The organism is Rhizobium sp. 01L419 (assembly GCF_056400025.1).
Window position 1 is genome coordinate 186614 of sequence record NZ_JBFTSM010000013.1, and the last position, 26216, is coordinate 212829.

The window sequence follows — 26216 nt, forward strand, 5'->3', positions numbered from 1 at the left end:
AGCTCACCTGTGCCGCAAAACGAGGAGGGTGATGTCGTCACGTATTTTCTGGGTGCCCACGTATTCCATCAGGGCGGTTACGATCCCCGACACGATTGCGTTTGCGCTCCTTTCTTTCAGGCGCAGTGCTTCGTTACACAGTCTCTCGATGCCGAAGAGCTCCCCCGAGCTGTTCTCCGCCTCCGTGACGCCGTCAGTGTGAAGCAGGATGAGGTCGTCCTTCTCGAACGGTATCCTGACGGAGTTCACAAAGGGGGCGATGTCGGCTTCCAGGCCGATCGGTAACCCAAGATCGATGGTATCGATCCGTTCCATGTCCCCGTTTGCCCGCACCACGATGACGTCCTCGTGCTGTCCGGACAGCACCATGTCCGTGCCGTCGTAGTCGAGGAAGGCCAGCGTCATGTGCTTGTCGATCTTCGTTCTTTCGATATTCTTGAACAGGGCACTGTTCAGATCAGTCAGAAATTTCACCGGGTCGGTGCTGCCGGCTTCCTGAAGTGCGCGCGCCACCGACTGGACCATCAGCATGAGGACACCGCTTTCCAGGCCGTGACCCGTGACGTCTCCGATACCGATCTTGAGCCTGTCGCCGCTTTCGAGAACGTCGTAGTAGTCGCCGCCGACCTCTTCAGCGGCCCTCATGTATCCAGCTACTTCGAGGGTTGGAAACGATTGCAACTCTTCCTCCAGCGGCAGGACCATCATCTGGATTCTCTCCGCAACGGCCAGCTCTGTTCCTAGCCGTCGGTTTTCCCGCTCCAACTGTGCATTGAGCGTCGAAATCTCCTCCTTGGCGTCCTCGATTTCAGCGGTGCGCTCGGCTACGATCTGCTCGAGGTTTTCGGTGTGAAAGCTGATCTCCTCGGCCATCCTGTTGAAAGCCTCGCCAGCTTCGCCGACTTCGTCCCGGCTGGTGACAGCTACGCGGACGGAATAGTCCTTCGCCTGGATTTTCCGAGCGGCACTCGCCAACGCACTGATTCCTGCCGTAATGCGCTTGGAGGCCGCGACGACCGCGATGAGCACGATGATCAGCGACGCGAGGATCGCCAGGATCTGATAGAGAACGATGCGATTGGTCGCGTCTGTGATCTTGGCCTGGGCGGCCACCAGGGACGCGTAGATTTCCTGTTCCGGTACAACGATGCCAAGGGACATTGCTTCAGCCTTCACGGGCCCCGATGACCAAAGATTCGTTGCGGGAAGGTTCTTCATGATGACCATGAAAGGCACTTCGTTGCCGCCTATATTCAAAAGCAGGTGCCTTATTCCTTCCCGCTGGTCGGAGGCGAGTTTGACGATTGACGGCTGAGTGCTAGTCTTCAGCGATCGCTCGATGCCAGCTACGCCGCTGCCGTTGCCTTCGCTTGCGGCATTCACCCCGATCGTTTGCTCGCCAGCCTTGTTGATCGCGATCACGTTTCCATCTGACATCGACAGAAACCCGAACCCGGACTGCGCGACCTTCACATTCTCGACGATCTGGGCGAGCTGATCGAGCGTGATGTCTGCTCCGACCGTGCCCGCAACTTTCTTCCTGTCCGGGGACCACAGGGGATGGAAGAAGCTAACGATGAGCTTTCCGGTGATTGCGTCGGTGTAGGGCGCAGTCTGTGTGATGTCGCTGGAGGCAGGCCGCAGCTTGGGATCCGTCGCCCAGCTCTGCCATGATTCATACAGGCCCGGAAAGAAGAAGTCCCAGAAGTTCGCATCGTTGTGGCCGGGATAGAGGCGGTCAAACGTCTGCGCCTGATCGGTGTAGGGGGCAGTCCTGAAGATCGGTCTCTCCTTCGGACCGATGTAGTACATCTGCAGCTTCGCGGATCCGGTTTTGAGCAAGCTCGGGGCTACGAGGTTCAGTACCGCACTGGTGTTTATGTCCGCCTGCACGTCAGCTCGGGGCATGTTATCGGGTCCTAGCAGATAGCCCCACGCGCTAACGACCGAGGAAGTCCCTGGCGCATTCTGCGCCCATCGCCCGCCGACATTGTACGTCAACTCTACGCTGCCTGGCGAGCTTTTTGAAACTGAGCTACCGACATCAGCACCGGTTGCGGGATCGTCGATCTGAGCCTGCATGACGCCCGCGAGCGTGGACACGTCGCTGTGAACTTGACCGAGCAGGAGCGAGACCTGGGCAGCGGTGGAATTCGCGTATGTCTGCAGGTAGTCTTGGCTGGCATTCTCAAGGCCATGCCCGACCTCGACGGTCGCGTTGCGCGATAGTCGTTGGACATTCCATAGGGCGAGACCGCCGCTGACCAGCAGGTCGAACAGCACCGCGCCACCAACCAAAAGGATGAACTTGGCTCGGAACGAGTCCCATCGAACAAAGGATCTGGCAGAGGTGTCATCCATTAGAACGGCTTCCGTCCCGAGGCTGCCCAGATTGGCCATCCGGCATATCCCTTGGGGTGAAGGGCAGCGGCTATATGGTCTCGGAAACCCTGACGGAATTTTCTGATGAACTCAGGAGTATCTCCACGACGCACCGCCATTTCCCCAGCATAGACATTCTCCCAAGCCTCGATCATGTCGGCAAAGTCTTGCGGGTCGCCATCGAGATTGGTCACCATGAAGCTCTCGACTTGGATTTGCTCGAAACCCGCATCCGTCAGGAAGCGTCTGCTCTTCGGGCCCATCTCGACGTCCATATCGAAGTGGCTGAAAAGCCTGGCGACTTCGTTGTAGGTCCATTGGATGGACTGCGAATGTGGCTCGCCGAGGCAGTGTGAATTTTTCTCATTGGTGATGTAGACCCGGCCCCCCGGCTTGCAGATGCGATGAAGTTCCCGCAGCAGCAGGTCGGGCCTGTCGAAAATCTGGAGCGAGTGGCGGCAGGTGACAAAATCGAACAGGTTGTCCCCGAGAAGCATCTGCGAGGCGTCACCATAGGTGTATTCGATGCCCGAAAGTCCGAATTCGGCTGCTACACGGCGTGCGTATTCCAGGCTTCGTTTCGAGTGGTCCAATGCCACCAGACGGGCAGGGCTGAATTCCTTGTGTATAAGAGTGGCAAAATCGCCGATGCCGCAACAGATATCGGCGACAACTGCGCCGCTCCGCAGGCCGTGACGAGGTAGCATCTGACGTTCGTGCCTCCACGTCATCTTCGTCTGTGTCCGCAGAATAGGTATGAAGCTCTCGTCCTCGACGAACGTTTGGCCGGGATAGAATGCGGAGTCGTAGACCTGGACCGTGATGTTCGGCTCTCTCTCCGCCAGTTCACGGAACAGCGTGGCCGACCAGGATATCACGCTGGATGTCACGACCACGACGCTGAAGTCAGCTCTGTGTGAGCATACGGATGAGAGGACCTCGCCCAAGGCATGGAATGCGGTTTGGTTGATGTTGGTCAGTCTCTTGACGTTGAGGTACGCGACGCCTTTGCATGCGTCGAGGCCATGCCTCACCTGACCGAGGATCTCGCGCATGTCGATTGGAGATCGCGGCCTCAGTTTCCCAACGAGAGCGATCTCCTGGTTTGTTGGGTCGAATTGCAGCGTGAACTTGCCGAGATTCGCGTTCAATGGAACTCCCCGCGCCATTTCAACGACGATGCGATTGCAATCCGACCGGACGGCGCAGCGTGCGCTGACAGTTCAACGTGGAACAGCTTTGCGAGGCGAACTAAGCGCAACTCATCATCGATGATCGCGCTAGCGGCTCTCGGTCGAAGCTTCTCTGCCGATGCTTCCCCGATGAGCCGAACGATGTTCTGGCAATCGTCTTCACGACACAGGTAGCCTACGCTTATGTGCAAATCTTCGGCGTCCTTGTGAACTTCGAATTTGACGGTTCCTTCTCCGGAGGACGTCTTGAAGGCCAGTTCCACCAGCTCGTTGACGATCAGCGACAGGAAATTGGAGTACCGTGCTGCATCCTCGTGCATTTGGCCCGCAACCTGGGCAAGGTATTCGACGACGCGGTCGCAGAGTGCCCATTCCGCCATCAGGAGACCCGAGTCCAATTCCAATGCCGCCATCGGCTTCAATTTACAGCCCTCAAGGTCGCGCATGGTTAGGTGACTCGGTGCGATTGTACATCGCGCTATGTCGCCGATCCGGCGTAGACAGGAACTTCTTCAAGGAATTGACCGAAAGGGGAGCGCTGATGAGAAACCCCTGGATCCGATCGCATCCGATTTCCGTCAGCCATTGCGCCTGCGCTTGGGTCTCGACACCTTCTGCTGTCACCTGCATGTCGAGGTCATGCGCAAGCACGGTGATGGCACGTACGATGGCCTGGCTTTTCGGATTGGTTTCGATATCCGCGACGAAGTACTTGTCGATCTTGATGGTGTCGAAGGGGAAATTCTTCAGATAACTCAGCGAGGAGTACTGGGTCCCGAAGTCGTCGAGGGAAATCCGGATGCCCAGGATGCTGAGCGTGTTGAGCGTGTCCAGATTGTTCACGGTGCGCTCGAGGAGGACGCTTTCGGTAATCTCTAGTTCCAGTCGCTCGGCCGGAAGTCCGATTTCGTCCAGTGTCTGCGAAATTCGGTCCGTAAGTCCGTCCCACAGGAATTCGGCCGGAGACACGTTGACCGCCAGAGTGAAATCTTCCGGCCAGTCGAGCGCTTGTCGACACGCCTGTTGCAAGGTCCAGGAGCCGATCTCCGGCATCAGCCCGTCACGTTCAGCCATCGGGATGAAAACGGAAGGTGGTATGTGGCCGAGCAAGGGATGCTTCCAGCGTAGGAGTGCCTCGAATCCTACGACGCAAGAGCTTTCCACGATGGGCTGATATTCGACGGAGAATTGCTGTTTTTCCAAGGCTATGCGAAGACTTCGGCGCAGCAATTCCCGCTGCTCGATGATGTGAAGCATTTTCGCCTCGAACATGCTCGCTCGTCCCCTGCCTTCCGTCTTTGCAGCATAAAGCGCAACATCGGATGCCTTCATTAACGTCTCCGGATCCCGGCCATCGACAGGTGCCACCGATATCCCCACGCTCAAGCCGACGAACACAGCGATGCCATCGAGCGTAAAGGGATCTTTGAACGCGCGGACCAAGCGCTCGCCGAGCTCCCGACTTCGTGCCGGATGTCCATGTCCAAGCGAAATCACTGCAAATTCGTCACCCGCAAGCCGATATGCGCGATCCTCGCTGCCGAGGCAGCTCACAATGCGGTTGGCTGCGAGCTGGAGAAGCTTGTCTCCGGCCGGGTGGCCGAGGGTGTCGTTCACGGGCTTGAAGTCGTCGAGGTCCAACTGCATTAGGGAGACCACGTCGGGGCCGCCGTCGATTCCCCGCAACCCATCGCTGAGGTCGCTGCTGAACTGTCGACGGTTCGGTAATCCTGTCAACGCATCGTGATGGGCCTGGTGCAGGAGGGTGTTGCGCTCGTCGTGATCCGGTCGATAGGACTGCACCACGGCCAGGAAGTTTCCAGCCGCAAATATCGTGAGGTGCCCAGATTCCCCGGCGAAGAGGACAGGCGACAGGCGGAGGGGAACTGGGTCCCCTGACTGCGCGTACCGGGCCACCACGGACATATCCAAATTAGGATACATTTCCGGAAGGGATGCGTTCGGACCGAGATTAGCAGCCGCTTCAATATTTGAAGGGCAGGCAACGAGATTGAACTGGCTATCGAAGAGGAAGAGCCTGTCGAATTTACCCTCCGTCGCGGCGGCGGGAGCTGAAGGTCCCTGCCAGCTTGATCGGGGCTTTGTCATGCTTCCTGGCCTCTATTGCTTCCTACAAGCTGAACCGACACTCTAAGGCACTTTAAGAGTGCATATTAGTAGCAGCTGTTTGAAATAATAGAAACAAGCATAGTGTCGGAGCTTTACCTCCTCCACGCCGATCGCACCCGCCACCAAAGCGGGGCGAGTGGACGGGCCAACGCCGCTGATTGACAACGAACCCAGCACGCTGGCGAGAGTCTCACGTCTTGCTTTGCAGCATGAGGATCAGCCGGGGATACGATACAAGCTCGACCCGACCGCCGAGCAGGCGAGTACCTTCGCTCGAATGCCGATCTTCGCAGCAGGACCGGGTGCCGAGGTCCTCAGACCTGTGTTGCGCCACCGTCGACGCAGAGCTCGGCTCCAGTCGTGAAGCTGCTCTCATCGCTCGCGAGAAAGAGTGCAGCGGCCGCCACCTCTTCGGGACGTCCCAACCGGCCAAGAGGTATCATGCCCGTCAGGGCGGCGCGTACTTCGGGTGTCGTGTCGGCCATCATCGCAGTGTCGGTTGGACCGGGGCTAACGACGTTCACACGGATGTTGCGTGGAGCGAGCTCGTTTGCCCATGTTCGGGTGAACGACCGGACTGCAGCCTTGCTGGCGCTGTAGACGCCGTATCCTTTCACGCCAACCGCATCCGCGATCGAGCCGATCAAAACGATCGATCCTCCCGGTTGCATCAGATCGAGCGCGCCTTGGGCTGCGAAAAGCGTCGAACGCACGTTTAGCCCGAAGATGCGGTCAAAAAGCTCTTCGGTGATATCGCCTAGTAGCGAAAACTCCGAGATGCCGGCGTTGAGCACCAGGACGTCGATATGTCTCTCTTCAGCACGTATCCTTTCGAAGACCTTGCCGAGGTCTTCCGTGCTGCCCGCGTCCGCACGGATCGTCTGGATATTTCCCTCGCCCGGAACTCGGGTGACAGGTGCGCTTTCGATGGCCTTCCTGCTCGTCGCGTACACCCGCGCGCCCTCGGCAGCGAACCGCTGTGATATCGCACCGCCGATCCCGCCTGCGCCGCCGATTACTACTGCGACCCTGTTTGCCAATCTGCTCATGTGAACTCCTTGCAATTTTTTCGATGCAAGGAAAAGATATACGTTCTATATCAACGCTAAAATACGCACTAACCGTAAAGCAGATATCGTGGAGTATATCTATGCCCGAAACCCGCAAAGGTCCGGTTTCCCATATTTCAGTAGTAAGACAGTCGAACAAGAAGGTCATGGAGGAAGCCTTGATCGACGCCAGGCGGGCGCGGCCGATCCTMGAGCAGATTGGCAACAAATGGTCGGTGTTGATCCTTAGCGTTCTTTGCACTCGACCATCGCGATTTAATGAAATCATGCGCCGCTTGGATGGGATAACCCACAAGGCGTTGGCAGATGCGCTCAAACGGCTTGAGCGAAATGGGCTGGTTGAGCGCCATGTGTTGCCGACGGCACCCGTTGGCGTCGAGTATTCCATCACGCCGATGGCGGAATCCCTGCGTCAGCCGTTTGCTGCGCTATACGAATGGGCGATCACCAACGGGCCGGAGATGGAGCGCGCTCAGGCGGAATACGACAGTGACCGCGCTTGAATGTGCGGCTGAATATGTCTTGCTGTCGCAGACACGTCATCGATTCTTGTCACGCGGATCGCCAGGTCAATTGCGGTCCGGGTAGAATTGGAACAGAGTAAGAACAAAGCTGGTAAACCTGCCATTTTTGGTTTACCGCATTAAATACTGCAAAGGTGAGGGCGAGATGAGTCGGCTGAAACTACTGAGAGACCAACGTCAGCTAGCGCAATCAAAATTCGAGGGGCTCCCGGAGGACCATCCGCTTCGCTCGCGCTACCTCGAGTGGCTACGCGCGCTCGATGAGCAGATCGAAGCTCTGACCTGAATCGCGCATTCGAAACATCCGGAGATCAATGATGTCGCTGTCGGAGAAATTTATCGTCGTCCCGTTCAAGCGCAACCGGGCGGGCTTGGTGCCAGGAGACATGCGGCAGGCCTCGAATGGGACGTCTGCGGAGAAGATAGCTTTAGCGATGTCGGCCAGGTCTATTGGCGTAGGAGCCTATTCAGTGATGGTCGACAGCGAAACGGGCGATATGAGTTCGCCAAGACTGCTTGCTGGTTTCGGTGAAGTCGGTGATCTGACGCAGGATTGAGCCGACGCGGTCGGACGTCCGTCCCTTATTGATCATGGCCGCCGGGCTAGCGTCGTTTCGCTTATCGCACGGCGGCTACCACAGTACCTGAACGGCGACGGCGGCGAGAAAACCAATCCCCACCGCGAGAGCAATCCGCAAAACAGTGCGATTGGCCTCGGCGAGTACTTCTGGCTTAGGGTCTCGCTTGGCATTGAATTTGTGGTGACGTTTATGTGGCGCTCCCGCCTGGGACGATTTGTTTCCTGCTGCCATGGCTGTTTCGCTCGAGGGTGGTAGATTTTCTGGAACGCCAATCTAGCATGAAAGATGCGTGGTGCTTAGTGCTGCGATACCTTCTCGCTGGTGTCGCTTGTCTCAGCCGGTCTTGGCCTTGGCATCGGCTTCGTGCCGGAACGGACACAGGATCTGCCTAACCGCGGTTTCGAGTTGAAGAAGGTGCGAGGCGTCGATTTCAAGATCGAACTCGGTGTCGCCTGGAACAGGGAGGACCCGCCCCCCTCGCGATGACATCATCGATATTGCCCGGTCGCTGGTGTGGCCGGACAGGTGAAGCGATGGCCGGTCGCCCGTGAACGTTTGCGAGACCGGAATCAATGTAGTGGAGATTAGTTGGACTCTATTTCCTCACGCGGCATGTGTAACGCTCCGCAGGAGCGGGACTAGCATCGACAGGAGCTCATCGTTTCCGCATGCAAACCGCAATTTCTCGGAAAGGCCGGTTCGGCTCCAGTCAATGGTATGAGAAAGACCGAGGCTCTCGAGGATTGGCAGGGCCGCCATCACGTCCCAAGTCGAGTCCCCAAGCGAGATGTAGCCGTCGGTTTCCCCCATCGCAACCTCGACCAGCGACAGCGTCGCTGATCCGCATAAGCGGAAGTTGATCTGCAACTCGTCTGAAAGGAAGCGCACCACCTCGATGCGGTCTGACGTCGGGATGGAGGGGTGGAAACTGAAACCGACCGATGCTGCCGACATGTCCAGGGCTGGCAACGGCTTGACAGGTTTGCCGTTCAACCGTGCCCCGACCGATCGCCCCCCGACCAACATCAGCTGACGGATCGGGGCATAAATCACCCCAAACGTAGGGCTCCGGTTTTCGAACAGGCCAATGGAGATCGCCCAGTTCTGGCCGCCTCGAACGAAATTGAATGTGCCATCGATCGGATCGATGACCCAAATACGGCCAGATGTACCTGGAATTTCACCACCTTCTTCGCCGAAAACTCCGTCATCGGGGAAGGCTTCCCGCAGTCTGGCGACCAGGAATTCCTCGACCTGCCTGTCGGCCTTTGTCACCAGATCGAGGTGCCCCTTCCTTTCGACCGGCAGGCTAGCCAGCGACCGGAAATGGGCCAAGGCCAGTTCCCCAGCTTCCCTTGCGATGTCTTCAACGATAGCCTCGGCTGGACGACCAGACGAGGCATAGCCATGCGTATCAACCACGCGCTTCATCCCTAAGCCTTGTGACCTGCGCCACATCGTCGCCGAGGAGCTGGTCCAACTGGCCTTCACGAACCCATTGGATGATCTGCGCCTCGATATCGACGCCATACTGCATCAGTTTTTCATGATATCCCGCCGGCAAATAGGTGAACGCGGCGAAGCCTTCTTCGTGAAGCTGGTGCGCCTCGCCGCTGGCGAAGTGATAGACCTCGATATTCATGGCATCGAGATTGGCCTGCCGGGCGATCGCAGCCGGGTCGATCAGACGGGAGTGCATCAGACCGACTGTCGGCACGTCGGGAATAACCTCCTTCACGGCCTTCAGCTGGACGTAGTCGAACGAAGAAAACTGCAAGAGGTCGGCGCAACCCAGTTCATCGATCAGGGCCCGCAGTTTCGCGAAAAGGACATCGTTGCGGTCGTAGATCTTGAGCTCGAGCTGATAGATGATGCCGAGTTCACGGGCGAGTTGCAGGGCATCGCGGAGCCGCGGGACCCGCTCTCCGGTAAATTCGTGGTCGAACCAGCTGCCCGCATCGAGCTTGGAGATTTCCGAATAGGTCATCTTTTGCACGATGCCGTGACCGTTGGTGGTGCGGTCGACGGTCTTATCGTGCATCAGGATGAGTTCGCCATCACTGGTGATGCTGAGATCGGTCTCGCAGGTGGCCAGCGGACCGACAAACTCGAAAGCCTTTTTAAATGCGGCGAGCGTGTTTTCCGGCGCGCCGGCGCTATGGCCGCGGTGGCCGCCGAGGCGCATGTTTTCAATCGTCATTCTGAGCGGGTTCATGCCTATTTCCTTTCAATTAACGGAGGCGCGCGTCGAGCCGGTCACGCAGGTAGTCGCCGAGCAGGCTGATCGACAGGGTCGTGAGAACGATGACGGCACCGGGGAATGCTGCGAGCCACCAGGCGATCGCCAGGTAGTTCCGGCCGTCGGCCACCATCAGCCCGAGACTGGTCTCGGGCGGCTGGATGCCGAGCCCGAGAAAACTCAAGCCGCTTTCCAGGAGGATGATTTCCGGGAAGTTGATGGTGAACTGCACGATGAGCGGACCGGCGATGTTCGGCAGCATATGACGCAGATAAATGCGCATTGGTGGAACGCCGACAATACGGGCCGCTTCCGCATAGCCCTCTTCCTTGGCACTGATGACGAGGCCGCGCGTCAGTCGCGCATAGCGTTCCCAGCTTGCAAAACCGACGAGAAAGACGAACAGCAGCGGGCTGGAACCGAGGAGCGCGAGAACGCTGAGCGCAACGATGATAAACGGCACCGCCGCCATCGCATCGGCAAAGCCCATGATGGCATTGTCGATCCAGCCGCCGAAATGAGCGGCAAGCAGGCCGAGGCTCGTTCCGATCAAGGCGCAGATGAGCGATCCGACGAGCGCAATCATCAATGTCGTCTGGGTCGCGATCAGCAGATTGCTGACGATGTCCCGTCCCAGGTAATCGGTTCCAAGAAGATGGGCGACGGATGCGAGCGGCCGCGCGAACCGCGCAAGCGGATCCTGATGCGTGTAATCGAAAGGGGCCGACCATCGGCCCGTGATGCCGGCGATAACCACGACGGCGATCCATGCGCAGCATAGGGCGATGCTGCCCGGCATGCGGACAAACGGAGCCGATATCGTGCTGCGCATCGAGCGGGATGAGGGCGCTGCCGTCATGTCAGTGCTTCCTGATTTTCGGATTGAGAACCGCATAGAGGACATCGACGGTCAGGTTGATCGCGACCATGAAGGCCGTAAACAGCACGATCATCGCCTGTATCACGGGGAGGTCCCCGGTGTTTGTCGCATTCACAAACCCGCTGCCGAGACCGGGCCAGGAAAAGACCGGCTCGATGAGCGCGGAGCCGCCGAGCAGGCCGCCGGCGGCGAAGCCGAGTGTCGTCACCATCGGGATCGCGGCATTGGGAAGCGCGTGGCGGAGAATGATCTCCCAGTGCGGGATGCCGTCGGCGCGAGCGGCTGCGATATAGGGCTCGCCTAGCACGTCGATCAGGGTGGAGCGCATGAAGCGCGCCACGGCCGCCGCGTTGAACAGAGCAAAGGTCGCGACCGGCAGGATCGCATGGTTCCAGGTCGAACTGCCCGAACTCGGCAATACGCGAAGCCAGACGGCGAAGATAAAGATGAAGACCAGGCCGAGCAGGAAGTTCGGAACGCTGTAGCCTAGCACCGCTGCCGCCATCACGCCCTTGTCGAGAGCGGACTCGCGCCGCACGGCTGCAATGATCCCGGCCGGCACGCCGACCAGGATGCTGAGGATGAAGGCAGAGATCGTTACGACAAGTGTTTTGGGAATTCGTTCGCTGACGACGGTGAAGACCTCACGCCCGTCCGCGAACGAAACGCCGAAATCGCCACGCAGGGCATTTGCGACGTAATACAGATATTGCTCCGGGATCGATCGGTCCAGGCCCCATTTGGCATTGAAGGCTGCAAGCGCCTCGGGACCGGCATTGTCGGAGAGCATCTGCTGGGCGGGATCGCCACTCAACCGCAGAACGACAAAGACGAGCGTAACGGTGAATAAGAGGACCACGATGGCCCGGATGAGGCGGGCAAGGATGAAGGCCATCATAGCGCCATCTCCTTCTGCGTTACCGCACTTTGCGGTGCGATCGCCTGCGGAAATTCCTCGGCACGATGACATGCTGTCTGTTGGCTGGCCACAGCCCGCAGCTCGGGTGTTTCGGTTGCACACCTGTCGAGCGCGAAGGGACAGCGCGATCGGAAGGCGCAGCCTTTCGATATTGCCGACGTATCGAGTTCTCCCTTGATGGGCGGCTCGATGTTGCGAACCGTCGGGTCCATGCTGGGGACGGAGGCGAGCAGAGCACGCGTATAGGGATGGCGCGGCCATTCGTAGACGGATCGGATGTCGCCCGTCTCCACGATGCGGCCGAGATACATGACGGCGATGCGATCGACGAGATGGCGCACGATACGCAGGTCATGAGTGATGAAGACATAGGCCAGGTCGAGCTCCTGCCAGAGAGACCGCAGGAGTGCGACAACCTGGGCCTGAACGGATACGTCGAGCGCGGACACGGCTTCGTCAAAGACGACCAGCTTCGGGTCGAGGATCAACGCTCTGGCGATCACCACGCGCTGTCGCTGACCTCCCGACATCTGGTGAGGATAGCGGTTCATCATCGCGCTCGACAGCCCGACACGCTCGAGCATGGCGGCGACGCGTTCGTCGGCACCCGCCCGACTGGTGATGCGATGTACAAGCAGCCCCTCGGCGATCTGCTGCCCGATGGACATTTGCGGATTAAGGGCTGAAAGCGGGTTCTGCTGTACCAATGCGGTGCGGATGCGGAATGCTCTCCAGTCGTCGGCCTGGCGCCGCTTGTGATTGACACCTTCGAAGCAGACGTCGCCGCCTGTCGGTTCCGTCAGTCCGAGCAGAAGTCGGCCAAGGGTTGACTTCCCGCTTCCGGATTCTCCGACCACACCGATGCGTTCGCGAGCCGCAAGGTCCAGACTGATCGCATTCACTGCAAGCTGGCTGGTCGGCCTCGCGAAAAAGCCGGTCTTGTGTCGGAACACCTTGGTTAGCCCCGTGGCCTGAAGGAAAGGCGCGCTCATGCGGCCACCGGATGGTGACAGGAAGCCTCATGGACGGGGCCGATAGTGGCGGGGACGGGGAAACCGACGGAGCATTCGGCGCTTGCGCGCGGACAGCGTGGATGAAAATGGCATCCCGGCGGAAGGCTGTCGAGCAGCGGCACGGAACCAGGGATAGGAGCCGGCGGTTCGAGATCGTTCGGATCGATGTTTGGCATGCAGTCGACCAGGGCGCGCGCATAGGGATGCGCCGGTCGCTGGAGCAGTTCGGCCACGGGCGCCGTCTCGATGATCTTGCCGCAATACATGACGGCCGCTTTGTCGGCGAGGCGTGCGATGACGCCGAGATCGTGGGACACGATCATCAGCGCCATGCCGGTCTCCGCTTTCAGCTCTTCGAGTAGATGCAGGATCTGGGCCTGCATCGTGACATCGAGCGCCGTCGTCGGCTCGTCGGCGATCAGCAATTGAGGTTTCGCGGCAAGCGCATGAGCGATCATGACACGCTGGTTCATGCCGCCGGAAAATTGATGAGGATAGGCACGCATCCTGCTCCTGGCGCGATCGATGCCGACGCGCTCCAGAAGTCGCATCGCTTCCAGCCTTGCGTCGCTGCCTTTCAAACCTTGATGGCGATGAAGAGCCGATTCCAGATAATAGCCGATCGTGTGAACTGGATTGAGACTGCTGGTCGGATCCTGAAAGATCATCGCGATCTTCGGGGCCTTTGCCGTCACCCCGGTTGGAGCGCTGTTTTGGATGGTCACGCTGCCGCTCGCGCGGGTAATGCCGCGTGGCAGCATGCTGGCAACCGCGTAGCAGGTCATCGACTTGCCGCAGCCGGATTCGCCGACGAGGCCGAGCGTTTGCCCGCTTTCGAGCGAAAAACTGATGCCGTCGAGGATTTTGATGTTCCGCGCAGGAACCTCGACGACGAGGTCGCGAACGGTCAGAAAATCGGACATGGCCGCCTCCAGGATGCGGTGCGCACGAATGCGCGCCGCAAGTTCGTTTGCTGGCGTCAGCCGAAGCTGAGATTGTTGCGGAATTCCATCATCTCGAAGCTGATCGGATTCCAGTGCACGTCCTTGCGGGCAGCGTAGACGTCGAACGGCTGGTAGAGGATGACCGCCGGCGCCTCTTCCTCGAAGATGTCGCGCAGGCGATTGAAGGCGTCAAACCGCTCCTTGCCGTCGGGCATCTGGGAGACCTTGGTGCACAGCTCGTTGAATTCCGCCGGAGCCTTCCAGCCCCAACGATTCTGAACTTGGCCCTTCGGGCCGAATTCGCAAACCATCGTCGCCCAGGCGTCGGTCAGCCACTGGCCGTTCGACCAGTTGCGCATGTAGCTGTCCTGGTCCTTCGGAGCTGCGCCGGGAGCATAGACCTTCGGCACCACGTTGACGCCGATCTGCTTCCACATCTCGATCATCATCAACAATGCGGGGGTGGCGTTGGCGTAATAGTTGCCCATCGTGTGGTAGGTGATCGGCGAGCCGTCGTAGCCGCTTTCCTTCACGAGGCGCTTTGCCTCCTCGATCTCATAGGCCAGAGCGCGGCGATCGGGATCGAAGGTCTTGCCATAGTTCGGAAAGTTGAAGCCGTGCGGGATAACCGCCTTGTTGTGCCACAGGGACTCGACCAGCAGCGGGCGGTTGACCGCAAGTGCCAGCGCGCGGCGCAGCATCTTCGACTGGAAGATCGGCTGGTTCATGTTGAACGTGAACATGTGGAAATTTTCGACGACGTTTCCACGCGTTTCCAGATCCGAGTAGCCGTTGATCATCGGCATGTCGTCCGGCGTCAGCGTGGTGACGATATCATATTCGCCGCTGATGAGGCCGGCGACACGCGTCGCCGGTTCGGCCACGAGCTGGTAGGTGATTTTTGATGCGGTGGGCTTCACTCCCCAATAGTCGTCATTGGCTTCGACGACGACGCGATCGTTGGCGACGAACTCGACGAACTTATAGGGGCCCGTGCCGACCGGCTTGTTACCGAACGCGACCGTTCCGAGCGACTTGTAATAGTCCTTGGGAACGATGCGCCCCATCCAGGACGCAACGTAGGACTCGGTCAGAGGGGTCGGCGTCTTCGTGCGCAGGACGACCGTGTACTTATCCTCGACGAGTGCCTCGTCGAAGTCGAGCGAGTAGGCGCCACCGAGTGGAATCGTCTTGATCGCATCGGGTCCCCACAGCCGTTCGGAGGAGAACGTGTAGGCGACGTCGTCTGCGGTCATCTCGACGCCATTGTGGAACATAACCTTCTGGCGCAGTCTGAAGCGAACCGACTTGTCGTCGATCCGTTCCCAGCTTTCGGCCAGCGACGGCATCAGATCGATGCCGTTGCCCGATGCACCTTTTCCGAAAAAGTCGCGCGCAAGCAGCGTGTCGAAAATCTGGTTGACGATGCGAGGACCGACGTTGCTGATCGCATTAATCGGTTCCAGCGTCACGGGAATGCCATTGACGCCGATCTTCAGCGCACGGCGTTCCGCCGAAAAGGCAAACTGGGCACTTGTCGTCGAGGCAAGCGCTGCAACGCTTGCGCCGATCATGAACTTTCTGCGGCTTGTCTTGAGCATCTGTTTCTCCTGGCGAGATGCTGTTGATGAAAACTTGGATTTGCTCAGTTCGCGATAACGAACTTCTTGCGCAGCTGTTCGGGAGCTGCGTCGATGATGGATTTCGCGCCGGCGTCGGTCACGATGACGCCGAGGTCTTCGATCCTGGCGACAACCGACAGGCTGGATTTCGTGAATTTCGAGTGATCCGCCACAACGATCACGCGGCGCGATACCTCGATCATGGCGCGCGCCACACTTGCGTTCACCGGTTCCACGGTGCAGACCAATCCGCGATCCATATCAATCGAGGCGGCGTTGAGAATGAGCTTGTCGACATTGAACTGGCGAATGAGCTGCTCCGCCAATGGCCCGCGGAAGGATCGGTTCGTTTCGGTATATTCCCCGCCGACCGCGTAAATGTTCTGGCCGTCGAAACGCGTCAGTTCGGCGATGATGTCGAGGCCGTTCGAAATGAATGTGAGGCTGCTTCGGCCCGTGAGTCGCTTGGCGACTTCGAGCGCCGTGGTACCCGCATCGAGAAGCACCGTGTCGCCATCAGCGATCATTTCCGCGACTACAGCGGCGATCGCCGCCTTCTCAGCCTGTTTCCAAATGGAGCGGGCCGCATTGCTCTTATCGAGGGCAACCTGATTGATGTTGAGCGCACCACCGTGGGTCCGGCGCAGGAGGCCCGCTTCCTCCAACTCTCCGAGGTCGCGACGAACGGTCGCGACGGAAACTTCAAACCGCTCGGTGAGCATCCCGATGCCCAGAAACTGCTCCTCTTTCAGAAGTTCAACGATTTTTGCCTGGCGGTCCTGAGCTGCGGTTAGCACGTAGCTTTGTCCTCAAAATGATGTATTTCGCTCAAATTATGATCGCAATACATCTTGAGTCAAATGAAGAATTCATGACATTCGGCGTGCTGGTATCCGATCCGTGGCCCGTAAATCAAAAAATTTCACGGTAGGTCGAAATAAATGAGCGATATCGCTCAATTATCATTCACCACTGGTGGGCGCATTAGAAAGTGTCTTTGTGCCACGAGAAATGACGATGGCGGGCCGGTTGGCTCCAGAGCTGAATATCCCATTTGAGGACACGCCTCCTGTGAACGTGTCGCAGGTCCACGATGGTCAGGCCTGACCAATTCTAGAACCGCTTCACATCCGGAGTGTCGTTGACGTCCTCCTGTGCCGTCGCGATCAGGGTGACGCCTGACGCGAAGTCGGCATGCAGGCGGAACACGCGGTCGTGGGGCAGTTGGTCCCTCGTCTCCTTCGGACCGCTCACGCTGACGCTCCTGCGGCTGCCCTTCCTCACGCCCTCGTGTGACGCGAATTTCTGCTTTCGCGCGTGTCGCCGCGCGACTCCTATGCGGAGAGCTCCGACTCGCCAGAAGTCGGCGGCCACTCGACGCACTGTGCCTGCGAATGGCTGGGGGACAGTCTCGTCGGGCTGCACGTTTAGGAAGCTCGGCCCATCCTGTGGCCGCTCCAACTCTGTGCACGCCCTCGAGTGGATGTCGCCGGCTTGCCAGGGGTCCGAGCTGTCTTCAGTTTCACTTCAGTTACGCCTAATCCCGCGCTCATAAACGATTGCTAGAGAGAGATACGAAGCTCGCCAGCCGATCTCTGGCGAAAGCTCATATGGCTGGCCCCGACTTTGCGGGGACTCACAGTGAACTGCATCACATGTTGATTGGAAAAACCTGTATGCCTTCTTTTCTTCGGACAATAAGAATGGCTAGAAAGGCGATCTGGACATTCTTTGCCGTCGCCCTGGTTCTGGCTGGCATCGCTTCGGTAGATCCAGTCGAAGCGCAAGGTTCCCCTGAAAAGAGAATAGCATTCGTCGTGGGTAATGCCGCCTATAAGGCAGGCGCCTTGCCGACCCCGGCCAACGATGCCGGGCTGATTGCGCAAACGCTGCAGGCGGCCGGCTTCGACGTGATCGGCGCGCGCGACCTCGACCAGAATGGATTGCGCGACGCGATGCGGGACTTTCTGACGAAAGCGAATGCATCGGGACCCGATACCGTCATTTTCGTTTATCTGGCAGGCTACGGAGTGCAATATCAGGGCGATAACTATTTCGTGCCGGTCGACGCCCAGATCGCCAATGCCACGGATGTGCCGGTCGAAGCTCTGCGGATAACCGATTTCACGAGATCGCTGGCCGGCATCAACAATCGCGGCAGCATCGTCGTGCTCGATGCTGCAAGAGCCAATCCCTTCGTGCAGTCCAATCAGCCGCTGGCCGGTGGTCTGGCACTCGTCGATCCGGACGCCAATCAGCTGATTGCCTTCAATGCCGCGCCGGGCACCGTCGCCCCGGAGGAAGGCGGCCCCTATGGTTCCTATGCCCATGCCCTGGCGGAAATGATCCGCATCGGCGGCATTGCGCTCGATGACGTGTTTGACCGGACACGGTTGCGGGTCAGCGATCTGACCAAGGGCGCGCAGATTTCCTGGAATGCTTCCAAATTCAAGAACGCCTTTGCGTTTTTCGACCGCGGTCCCAATCCTCCGGCCGCGCAGCTGTCCAGCTACGACAATGCCACGATCCGGATGAAGCCGATCGGTGATTTCGATGAGCGCGATGCCTATTTCGCCGCGCTCGATCGCGACACGATGCGTGGTTACGAGGATTTCCTGGCAGACTATCCGAACGACTCCATGGCAAGGCGGGTGCGTGCGATCATTGCAGCGCGTCGCGAAGCGATCACCTGGCGTGAAACCTGGAATGCGGATACGCCGGAGGCCTATTGGTCCTATCTGGGACGTTATCCGCGTGGTCCCCATGTCTGGGATGCCCGCCGTCGTCTGGAACATTTCGAGGCAGCACTCGAGCCGCCCCCGTCATTTTCGGTGATCGAGTATGACGTGCCGCCTCCACCACCACCGGAAATCGTCTATGTCGACCGGCCTGTCTTGTATTTCGATGATGCCGACTTCGGTTATGCGCCGCCGCCGCCCGTCGTCTTCCTGGCACCGCCGCCGCCAGATTTCGTAATGCTTGCGCCGCCCAGGCCACCGGTCGATCTCTACGTGCTACCGGCGCCCGTCTTCGTTCCGGTCCCCGAATGGGTGGAACTCCCGCGTGATATCGTGCCGCCCGAAAACAACATCATTTTCAACAACATTCACAACACGGTCGTCAACAACACGGTTGTCAACGGGAACGAGGCGGCATCGGCTGCGCCCGGATGGCCGACGGGAAACAAGCTTGCCGGTGCGGCCGCCATCGCCGCGGCGGGTACAGCTGCGCTTCACGTTGCCCTGCCGCCCTCGGTGCAGAAAAAGGCTGCGGTTTTGCAAAGGCAAGTCCCGGCCGCAGCAGAAAAACCGATACCTGGAGCCGGTTTGGCGCCGGCGCTCGTCCCTTCGGTCCAGCCACAGCCGCAAACACAGACCACTGCCTCCCACGCGCTTCCCGGCGCCAATGGCCAGCCGCTTCCGCTCGCCGGCACACTGGTGAATAAGCCGCAAGCGACTCCTGCAGAAAAAACGCCGCCGTCCGGAGCAGAGCCCAATGCGGCGCATCATCCGAAGACGGTCGCCCAACCACCGCTTCAGAGCGCAAATCCCGACGCGCGGGCGGCTCCCGGTTCAAAGGGCCAGCCGCAGTTGCCCGACACCAATACGCCTGCCGACAAAGGTCAAAGCCAGATTGCCAAGACCTCGCCCGAAGCTCCGAATGCGAAGCTGAAGGGAGGTGTCACAGCCCCGAAATCCGACGCTAACGGCTTGTCGACAAGGCCTGCGCCGGCAATCATCGACAACTCCCCGGCAAAACCCAACGTTCCCGATAGCAGCGAGCCGCAGGCACCTGCGCCAAAACCGCAGGCCGAACCCAAGCGACAGGTCGAACTCAAACCCCACGCTAAGCCAAAATCTCAGGCTGAATCCGAGCCTCAGCCTCAGCTTCAGCCCAAGCCGGCGACCGTGGAGCAGCTGACGAAGAGACCGCCGGCTGCAGAAAAGAAGAAGTGCGGCGTTACAGATTTACCTGCATGTCCCTAAGGCAGTTGGCACAGAAGAGAAAATTGCTTTAAAAGACTGCAGCGGCGCAACCTCCAAGCGGGGTCGTTGGCTGACGTTCGAGACGTGGAGCAGGGCGTAAATGGTCTCATCGGACACGGCATTATTCCGGGCGGCGGCGCTAACGTTGCCGCTGATATTCCTGGGGTCTCATTCGGCCTTGAGCCAGGATGCAAAATCCTCCGATAACCAGTGGATCATAACGCTTGGCGGGTCCGTCGAATACGGTCCCTCGTATGAAGGATCGAAGCACCTTTCCTTCAGCGGCATGCCGTCTTTCGATTTTCGACGCCTCGGAGAAGCGCCTGAACACAGCGCGCCGGACGATAATATCGACTACGGGCTGTTCGATATCGGCGGCGTCGAAATCGGTCCCGTCGTCGGCCTGAGAGGGGGACGGTCGGCATTCGACGATTCCGAACTGAAGGGTTTGCATTCGGTCCAGTGGAATCTGGACGCCGGCGTCTTTGCGCAATACTGGCCGATAGAGGATCGCCTGCGAGTGCGGGTGGAAACACGGCAGGCGCTGTGGGGCGGCGATGGTCTGCTGGCCGATCTCTATCTCGATTGGTTCCAGCCGGTCGGCGATCGCTGGCTTCTGTCTGCCGGTCCGCGCCTGTCTCTGGCAAACGGCACCTATATGCGCAACAATTTCGGGGTTTCCGCCGAGGAAGCTGCCAATAGTGGCCGCGTCGAGGCGTTCAACGCGAATGGCGGTCTCAAATCCATCGGTTTAACGGTGGCCGCCACCTATACGCTCTCACCGGCTTGGAGTGTGCAGATCTACGACACATATAGCCGCCTGGTGGGGGATGCCGCCGACAGCCCGATCACCTCAAGACTTGGCTCAGCCGATCAGAACGTCATCGGTATTACGCTCAACCGCTCGTTCCAGATCGGCTTTTGAGCTTTGCGTTGCCGCTTTCTCATGCTGGCCGATATAATCCCGCGTGACGGGAATGACGTCATTGCGCTTGCTTAACTGAATCTGGAAAACCACCAGATCTTCGTAGCGGAACGCGGCTTCGGCGCTTGCAAGGTAGAATTCCCACATGCGGCAGAAGCGCTCGTCGTAAAGTGCGGCTGCCTCGTGCCAGCGCGCCAGGAAGCGCTTTCGCCAATGTGCCAGCGTCCAGGCATAATGCAGGCGCAGGATCTCGATATCGGTAACCGCAAGACCGGCTTTTTCAATTTGGGGAAGGATCTCCGACAGCGCGGGAATGTAGCCGCCCGGAAAGATATATTTGTCGAGCCAAGGTGTGGTGAAGCCAGGTGTCGCAGAACAGCCGATCGTGTGCAAAACCATGATGCCGTCATCTTCCAGCAGGTCCGCACATTTCTCGAAGAAGGCGCGGAAGGATGCGAGGCCGACATGTTCGAACATGCCAACCGACACGATCCGGTCGAACCGTCCACTCAGGCTGCGATAATCCTGAAGGGAAAATTGGATGCCTGCCTCCATCCTCTCATGTTCGGCAAGCCGCTTCAGGGCGTAGCCATGCTGCTCCTCCGACAGGGTGATGCCAAGCACATGCCCGCACGGTACATGCCTGGCCATGTGCAGGGCCAGCCCACCCCAACCGCAACCGATATCGAGCACGCTCTTGCCGGGCCCAAGCTGCAATTTCGCGGCGAGATGCCGCTTCTTGGCGCGTTGTGCCGCATCGAGCGACTGGTCGGGATTCTCGAAATAGGCGCAGGAATATTGCCGGTCCGCGTCGAGGAAGATGTCGTAGAGCCGGCCATCCAGATCGTAGTGGTGGGCGACATTGGCTTTGGAGCGCGCCGGCAGATTGCGATGGCGGAAGATGCGCAACCAGACGCGGGCACTGTCGATCAGCCGGGCGATAAGCGGATGGTTGGTGTTCTGCGCCTCACGCAGCATCATCGCTAGGAAGTCGTGGAGCGAGCCCTGTTCGATGAGAAAGCGGCGATCCATATAGAGTTCGCCGAGCCGCAGATCTGCGTCGATGAGGAATGCCCACTGCGCTGCAAGGTCCGCAAAGCTGACATGCATCCGCTCTCCGGACCCGTCGTCGAAGGAAAGCTGCTGCCCATTGGATGTCGTGACATTGAGGCAACCGCGGGTGACGATATGCGAGAGTGCACGCTCCAGGACCCAATTGCTGAGTGCCGACGCAGCCGCTTCGCCATGACGGAGGATGAAATTCAGTGTTGGCCGCATCATCGATCCTTGCTGACATGGGCGTGCGGCAGGACGCGCCCGGCTTCTAGGTCACCGACGGAGTCCGTTTGCGCTGCGCCGGCGATCAGCCAGACACCGGCGAGGATCAGACCGCTGCCGACGATCTGAAGGCCGACGATTGGTTCGCCGAAAGCGAACCAGCCGGTGGCGATGATCAACACGTAGCTGATGCCGGAAAGCGGAAAGGCCCTGCTGAGGTCGAGTTCGGCGAGCACCGTCATCCAGATGAAGAAGCAGACGATCTCGACGACGATGGCCGCCAGGATCCAGTGCGAGGTCAACGCATCCTCCAGCCAGGTCGTCCCCTCGACATTGCCGAGCTGCGTCGCGCCAAGCTTGGTGAAGATCTGGAACAGCGTGTTGAGGACAGGCACGGAGAGCCATGTCAGGCGCATCGACGTCATCACTTGGCCTGCTCCTGCGAAAAGAGCGGGGAGACCAGCCGCAACAGCGCCTGCAGCAGCGGATTGCGATGGCGGAAGAACATGGTGTTTGACGTGAGCTGGCTGCCGAGCCGCACCTTGTTTTCATAATAAGCCTGACCGCTCTGGTAGCGGGAAAGGCCATGACTGAGGCAATAGCGCAGATTGGTGAACCAGCTGAGGAAATAGAGGTTGTAGGGACGTCCTCCCTCGCCATCCATGCAAAAGAACTTGTCGATCGCGAGCCGTTCGTCATGAACGATCAGGTTGGCGGCGAGCAGCTCGTCGCCGACGAAATAAAGCGCGCAGAACGCGCGGCCAGCCATATGGGTGAGGATGCCTTCGAAATAGGCCGGGGTCAGTTCCTCGAACTGCCATTCGCTGCGATTGCGCGTGTCATGATAGAGCGTCATCACCCGGTTAAGCAGATCGCCGATATCGGTTCTGATTTCGACCCTGACGGCATCAAAGGATTTCAGCTTGCGCCGCATGTCCTTTCGGGTGCCCGCCGACAGTCGGGCCATGTAGTCGTCGATGGTCTTGAAATCGATATCGAGCCAGGCGGACGGCAGGCCGCCGATGGCAGCATAACCGCATTTTGAAAACAGCGTGCCGAATTCGCCGGCAACCGGTGAAGGAATATCCTTGATCCCCATCAGCGCACAGCACTCTTCGGCCGCAAGCGCCTCGAAGGCGGCGAGCAATTCGCCAAACAGCCCCTCGCGACGTTCCTCCGGCACGTCGGCATGAAAACCTATCGCGCCGGTTTCCGTGCAGGGCGAGCCAAGGCAGGCAAGCCGCAGAACGAGGAAACCCGATGCATGCTGCCGCACGCGACGTATCAGCCGCCGCGCCATGCCCTCTTCCAGCGTGGTATCCAATGGATAGGGGCACAGGAACGCCGACATGGCCGCGCTGACCTTACCGTCTTCCACGACGGTCAGGTAGCGCCACTCGAAGTCGCCGATGCCGGCGCTTTCTATCGCCAGAAGGCAATCATAATCCTCGACATGGCCGCGGAAGCAGGCGTTCCACGCCTCGCGGCCGATGGCGCGGATCGTGTCGTGGACCTGCGTGAGGGGCTCGGCACTTCCGGGAAAGGGACGTTTATGCGCGAATTGCAGCATGGCTTGCCTCGAAAAAATCCGCCGTGAACGCTGCGACCTGCCTATGCTGGCGATCGAGATGGATCATGTGGTAGCTGTCCTTGATCCACCTGAGTTGGTGCGGCCCGCCAATATGCTCGGAAATGTAGAGGGCATGTCGTGGATTGCTCAGATCGTCTTCTTCCGCATGCAGGATCAGCGTCGGTGTCTGGATCTGCGGCAAGGTTTGGCGAAGCGCCTTGCCCAGCCGGTGCATTTCGACGATGCCGCGGCCGGGGAATTTCTCGAGCATGCCTTCGCCGACCATGCCTTCGACCATCCGCCGCATCCGCTCGTCCTTGATGCCGAGTGAGTCATTCTCCCTGAAATTGAGACGGTCGAGGAAAGGGATGCGGGACAACCATCCGATATGCGGTGAGAGCAGCGCATAGTGTCTTGGAACATCCCAGCCGTCATAGTGGAAGCACGGCGAATAGATGGCGACCGCCTTTATCAGATCCGGCCGCTGCTCGGCCGCAAGCAGCGAAAGCTTGCCGCCAACGCAGATGCCGGCCGCAAATATCGCCTGCGTTCGCTCGGCCAGGAATTCGGAGGCCTGCAGCACGCTTGTCAGCCAGTCTTCCCAATGCGTCCGGCGCAATGTCCTGATATCCTCTCCATGACCGGCCAGCAGCGGCGCATGCACGCTGTAGCCGCGACGATTGAGCTGGCGAGCGACAAGCTTCATCTCGGCCGGTGCGCCGGTCAGGCCGTGGATCAGCAGCACACCTTTGCCATTCGTGCCTTCCAGGAAGAAACTCAATTGCTCAGACCTCATGCCGAAGCTCCGTCTCGCGGTTTTCCGGAGCCATGAAGCCGAGCGCATGGCAGGTGCTGATCACGTGCGTGCCGGCTCTTTCCTGCTCGTCCTTGATCTGTTCATGCAGGGCCGAAAGCTTCGTCCAGTGGGTGCGCGGCCGATAATGATGTTCGGCATGATAGCCATTGCCGAACCACAGCCAGTTGTAGAACGGCTTGTGGCTGCTTACACCCCAGGCGATTGGTTCGTCCGGATCGCCGTGAAGATGCTCGTAATAACCGTTGAGCGACGACAGGCAGTTGCCGGCATAATAGAAGGGCACGAAGAACAGTAGGGCCTTCCAGTCGTAGATCAGCGCAATCGCCGCCAGGCCGAGAAAGGCCACCAGCTCGAAACGGCCCCATGCGGCATCGAAGGGACGCCGCTTGGCAATGGCCTTGTGGATATCGCCGAGACTGTCGCGGAAGAAGCTCTTTAGCGTGTAGGACCAGACGTTTTCCGGTTCGCCGTTCCTGCCATGACGATAGATCGACAGAAGATCGATCGTCTCGCCTTTCTCGTCCGGCCGGTCACTGTTGCCGGAGTGATGGCGCATATGTACCCAGTGGTAATAGGTCTGGGAAAAGCCGATCGCCACCGACTCCATCAGGCTGAATGCGTAATTCATCCAGCGCGGCTTGAAATAGGGGGTGTGGATGAAATTATGCGAGATGCTGTTGATGTTCCAGGATATCGAGAGGGCATAAACGCAGCCCAGGATCAATGAGGCCCAGAGCGGCCGGCTCTGGAAGCCGACGATCAGGTAGACGTCGAAAACGAGATGTGCCACGGCGGCAAGCACGGGGGCGGCATCCCACCTGGCATGAGCAAAGATTTTCATAGTCCGGTTGCTCCGACACAGGCCACGCCGGCGGTAACGAGAAACACGCCCGCCGCGTGACGAAGGTTGATATTTTCCCTGAAGATGACGGCGCCGGCGATGACGATCGCCACATAGCTGAGCGCCATCAGCGGAAAGGCGACGGTGAGCGGCACCCTGCCAAGTACGACCGTCCAGGCAAGCAGTTCGATCGCCCAGAAGGCGATGCCGAGCCAGGTCAGCGGCTTGGTGAGCGTCGTCAGCACCGGGCTGTCGCTGGCAACCTGCTTGAAGCAGACCTCGCGCGCCGTTTCCGCCAGAACGCAGAAGAGGATCAGGCCGACCATCGGCAATGTGAGGCCGCCGATCATCCCATCGATTCCGCCAGGACTTCCAGCAATGCGTGATTTGCAGCGCTGTTGATATTTCGCACCGCATCGGCGGCGTGCCGCAGACGCGGTTGATCGATGAAGGTTTCGGCTTGCTTGAGCAGGCGGGTCGTGAAGCCACCAGCATAGCTTGGCACCGAATAGTCGCCTACGACGTCGGCGCCAATGATGCGATGGCGGCTCCCGATCTCGCTGACAAGCGCCATCAGATAAGGCAGCCGCATGCGCCCCTGATCCCAGTTGGTTACGGCGTCATCGGCGGCGAGCACGTCCTTGTCGATCGTGACATAGACTGCCTCGGTGCCGATGCGGGTGAGGATGCGGTCGATGAAATTTTCCTCGCCAATCTCGGAGATGGAATTCCAGTGCAAGGCACCCCTGTGTTGGCGGTAGCTCGGGCCATTGCCATAATCGGCCTTCACGCGGCTGGGTGGATGCTCGTAAGGATAAAGTTCGAGTTTGCCTTGCCGCAGCCGGCCCAGATTGGCGCCCTTGCGCTCGGGATTGCGCAGGTCGTGGCTGCAGACCCCGACGGTAACAACCCTTTCGATATAAGGGTTTGAAAGTGCGCTGTTGATCCATGAGCCGCAATGCATACCGCCCTCGAAGTTCACCCAGTCGGGGTGATTGTCGAAATGAACGAGCGTGGTCGAAACCGGGCGCCGTTCGAGAGCGGTATCGAGCAGCAGGGCGGTCACATGATGGAAATCGCCCGAGCCCATGAAGGCAAGCTGCGGCCCTCTGCTGCGCGGCGGCAGCGATCTGGCTATGTCCCGGCCGAGTTCGGCAAGCATTTTCTGCCTGCCCCACAGTCTGATCGTCTTCCCGCTCAGCTTGTCGACATGGTGGCACGCGCCCGCGAGCGTGCAGGCGCGCACGAAGTCCGGCTGCAACTCCAAAGCATCGTCGAGATGAAGGAGGAGAAGCTGCACCA

Annotated in this window: 25 protein-coding genes and 1 pseudogene; 5 read left to right on the forward strand and 21 right to left on the reverse strand. The window is 59.3% G+C overall.

Going from position 1 to position 26216, the window contains the following annotated elements; all coding sequences use genetic code 11:
- Positions 1-3: 3 nt before the first annotated feature.
- The 5 genes from AC1DUP_RS24435 to AC1DUP_RS24455 form a co-directional block, all read right to left on the reverse strand.
- The gene (locus tag AC1DUP_RS24435) at positions 4-2361 is read right to left on the reverse strand and encodes a SpoIIE family protein phosphatase (RefSeq protein ID WP_477835082.1); all 2358 of its coding nucleotides are present in this window, start codon (positions 2359-2361) and stop codon (positions 4-6) included.
- Positions 2361-3533, reverse strand: a complete 1173-nt coding sequence (locus AC1DUP_RS24440; RefSeq protein ID WP_477835055.1) for a class I SAM-dependent methyltransferase — start codon at positions 3531-3533, stop codon at positions 2361-2363. Before AC1DUP_RS24440 ends, AC1DUP_RS24435 begins: the two co-directional genes overlap by 1 nt.
- Positions 3530-4021 carry a hypothetical protein gene (locus AC1DUP_RS24445; RefSeq protein ID WP_113295860.1) on the reverse strand — a complete coding sequence of 164 codons (492 nt, stop codon included), beginning with the start codon at positions 4019-4021 and terminating at the stop codon, positions 3530-3532. Before AC1DUP_RS24445 ends, AC1DUP_RS24440 begins: the two co-directional genes overlap by 4 nt.
- Positions 4008-5684 carry a putative bifunctional diguanylate cyclase/phosphodiesterase gene (locus AC1DUP_RS24450; RefSeq protein WP_477835056.1) on the reverse strand — a complete coding sequence of 559 codons (1677 nt, stop codon included), beginning with the start codon at positions 5682-5684 and terminating at the stop codon, positions 4008-4010. Before AC1DUP_RS24450 ends, AC1DUP_RS24445 begins: the two co-directional genes overlap by 14 nt.
- 335 nt (positions 5685-6019) lie before the next feature.
- On the reverse strand, positions 6020-6754 hold the full coding sequence (locus tag AC1DUP_RS24455) for an SDR family NAD(P)-dependent oxidoreductase (RefSeq protein WP_477835057.1): 735 nt from the start codon (positions 6752-6754) through the stop codon (positions 6020-6022).
- 167 nt (positions 6755-6921) lie between these two features.
- Between AC1DUP_RS24455 and AC1DUP_RS24460 the strand changes: the two genes are divergently transcribed.
- The 3 genes and pseudogenes from AC1DUP_RS24460 to AC1DUP_RS24470 form a co-directional block, all read left to right on the forward strand.
- Positions 6922-7278: a winged helix-turn-helix transcriptional regulator gene (locus AC1DUP_RS24460; protein WP_477835084.1), complete on the forward strand. Its 357-nt coding sequence runs from the start codon at positions 6922-6924 to the stop codon at positions 7276-7278.
- Between the two features lie 338 nt (positions 7279-7616).
- A complete protein-coding gene (locus AC1DUP_RS24465; RefSeq protein ID WP_113295857.1) occupies positions 7617-7856 on the forward strand; it encodes a hypothetical protein in 240 nt (79 codons plus the stop codon).
- A 324-nt stretch (positions 7857-8180) separates the two neighbouring features.
- A pseudogene (locus AC1DUP_RS24470) lies at positions 8181-8409 on the forward strand (LysR family transcriptional regulator); the annotation flags it as partial.
- A gap of 74 nt (positions 8410-8483) precedes the next feature.
- Here AC1DUP_RS24470 and AC1DUP_RS24475 read toward each other — a convergent pair.
- The 9 genes from AC1DUP_RS24475 to AC1DUP_RS24515 all read right to left on the reverse strand — a co-directional run bounded on the left by AC1DUP_RS24475 (position 8484) and on the right by AC1DUP_RS24515 (position 16751).
- Complete coding sequence (locus AC1DUP_RS24475) at positions 8484-9311, reverse strand: inositol monophosphatase family protein (protein ID WP_113310001.1); 828 nt, start codon at positions 9309-9311, stop codon at positions 8484-8486.
- Complete coding sequence (locus tag AC1DUP_RS24480; RefSeq protein WP_113310002.1) at positions 9295-10095, reverse strand: glycerophosphodiester phosphodiesterase family protein; 801 nt, start codon at positions 10093-10095, stop codon at positions 9295-9297. Before AC1DUP_RS24480 ends, AC1DUP_RS24475 begins: the two co-directional genes overlap by 17 nt.
- A 16-nt stretch (positions 10096-10111) precedes the next feature.
- Positions 10112-10978, reverse strand: a complete 867-nt coding sequence (locus tag AC1DUP_RS24485; protein WP_162748542.1) for an ABC transporter permease — start codon at positions 10976-10978, stop codon at positions 10112-10114.
- Between the two features lies 1 nt (position 10979).
- On the reverse strand, positions 10980-11897 hold the full coding sequence (locus AC1DUP_RS24490) for an ABC transporter permease (protein WP_113310003.1): 918 nt from the start codon (positions 11895-11897) through the stop codon (positions 10980-10982).
- Complete coding sequence (locus AC1DUP_RS24495; RefSeq protein WP_113310004.1) at positions 11894-12910, reverse strand: oligopeptide/dipeptide ABC transporter ATP-binding protein; 1017 nt, start codon at positions 12908-12910, stop codon at positions 11894-11896. The genes AC1DUP_RS24490 and AC1DUP_RS24495 overlap by 4 nt, the downstream gene beginning before the upstream one ends.
- Positions 12907-13854, reverse strand: a complete 948-nt coding sequence (locus AC1DUP_RS24500) for an ABC transporter ATP-binding protein (protein WP_113310005.1) — start codon at positions 13852-13854, stop codon at positions 12907-12909. The genes AC1DUP_RS24495 and AC1DUP_RS24500 overlap by 4 nt, the downstream gene beginning before the upstream one ends.
- 56 nt (positions 13855-13910) lie before the next feature.
- Entirely contained in the window at positions 13911-15476 is a 1566-nt protein-coding gene (locus AC1DUP_RS24505; RefSeq protein ID WP_113310006.1) for an ABC transporter substrate-binding protein, read from the reverse strand.
- 44 nt (positions 15477-15520) lie between these two features.
- Complete coding sequence (locus AC1DUP_RS24510; RefSeq protein ID WP_113295849.1) at positions 15521-16294, reverse strand: DeoR/GlpR family DNA-binding transcription regulator; 774 nt, start codon at positions 16292-16294, stop codon at positions 15521-15523.
- 316 nt (positions 16295-16610) lie between these two features.
- A complete protein-coding gene (locus AC1DUP_RS24515) occupies positions 16611-16751 on the reverse strand; it encodes a hypothetical protein (RefSeq protein WP_162748543.1) in 141 nt (46 codons plus the stop codon).
- Positions 16752-17200: 449 nt separating this feature from the next.
- On the opposite strand from AC1DUP_RS24515, the gene AC1DUP_RS24520 reads away from it, so the two are divergent.
- Together AC1DUP_RS24520 and AC1DUP_RS24525 are read left to right on the forward strand one after the other, a co-directional pair.
- Positions 17201-19483, forward strand: a complete 2283-nt coding sequence (locus AC1DUP_RS24520; protein WP_477835063.1) for a caspase family protein — start codon at positions 17201-17203, stop codon at positions 19481-19483.
- A gap of 100 nt (positions 19484-19583) precedes the next feature.
- A complete protein-coding gene (locus AC1DUP_RS24525; protein ID WP_113295846.1) occupies positions 19584-20408 on the forward strand; it encodes a MipA/OmpV family protein in 825 nt (274 codons plus the stop codon).
- On the opposite strand, the gene AC1DUP_RS24530 is transcribed toward AC1DUP_RS24525, so the two are convergent.
- The 7 genes from AC1DUP_RS24530 to AC1DUP_RS24560 are packed head-to-tail and all read right to left on the reverse strand — an operon-like array spanning position 20349 to position 26214.
- Entirely contained in the window at positions 20349-21686 is a 1338-nt protein-coding gene (locus tag AC1DUP_RS24530; RefSeq protein WP_113310020.1) for an SAM-dependent methyltransferase, read from the reverse strand. The two genes, AC1DUP_RS24525 and AC1DUP_RS24530, sit on opposite strands and share 60 nt — an antisense overlap.
- A complete protein-coding gene (locus AC1DUP_RS24535) occupies positions 21686-22111 on the reverse strand; it encodes an EamA family transporter (protein WP_113310009.1) in 426 nt (141 codons plus the stop codon). The genes AC1DUP_RS24530 and AC1DUP_RS24535 overlap by 1 nt, the downstream gene beginning before the upstream one ends.
- Positions 22111-23256 (reverse strand): GNAT family N-acetyltransferase, encoded by a 1146-nt coding sequence (locus tag AC1DUP_RS24540; protein ID WP_113310010.1) that lies wholly within the window; start codon positions 23254-23256, stop codon positions 22111-22113. The genes AC1DUP_RS24535 and AC1DUP_RS24540 overlap by 1 nt, the downstream gene beginning before the upstream one ends.
- Positions 23237-24052 (reverse strand): alpha/beta fold hydrolase, encoded by an 816-nt coding sequence (locus tag AC1DUP_RS24545; protein ID WP_113310011.1) that lies wholly within the window; start codon positions 24050-24052, stop codon positions 23237-23239. Before AC1DUP_RS24545 ends, AC1DUP_RS24540 begins: the two co-directional genes overlap by 20 nt.
- Positions 24042-24914: a fatty acid desaturase gene (locus AC1DUP_RS24550; RefSeq protein WP_113295842.1), complete on the reverse strand. Its 873-nt coding sequence runs from the start codon at positions 24912-24914 to the stop codon at positions 24042-24044. The genes AC1DUP_RS24545 and AC1DUP_RS24550 overlap by 11 nt, the downstream gene beginning before the upstream one ends.
- A complete protein-coding gene (locus AC1DUP_RS24555) occupies positions 24911-25264 on the reverse strand; it encodes a DMT family transporter (protein WP_113295841.1) in 354 nt (117 codons plus the stop codon). The genes AC1DUP_RS24550 and AC1DUP_RS24555 overlap by 4 nt, the downstream gene beginning before the upstream one ends.
- Entirely contained in the window at positions 25261-26214 is a 954-nt protein-coding gene (locus AC1DUP_RS24560) for an arginase family protein (RefSeq protein WP_113310021.1), read from the reverse strand. Before AC1DUP_RS24560 ends, AC1DUP_RS24555 begins: the two co-directional genes overlap by 4 nt.
- Positions 26215-26216: the final 2 nt, after the last annotated feature.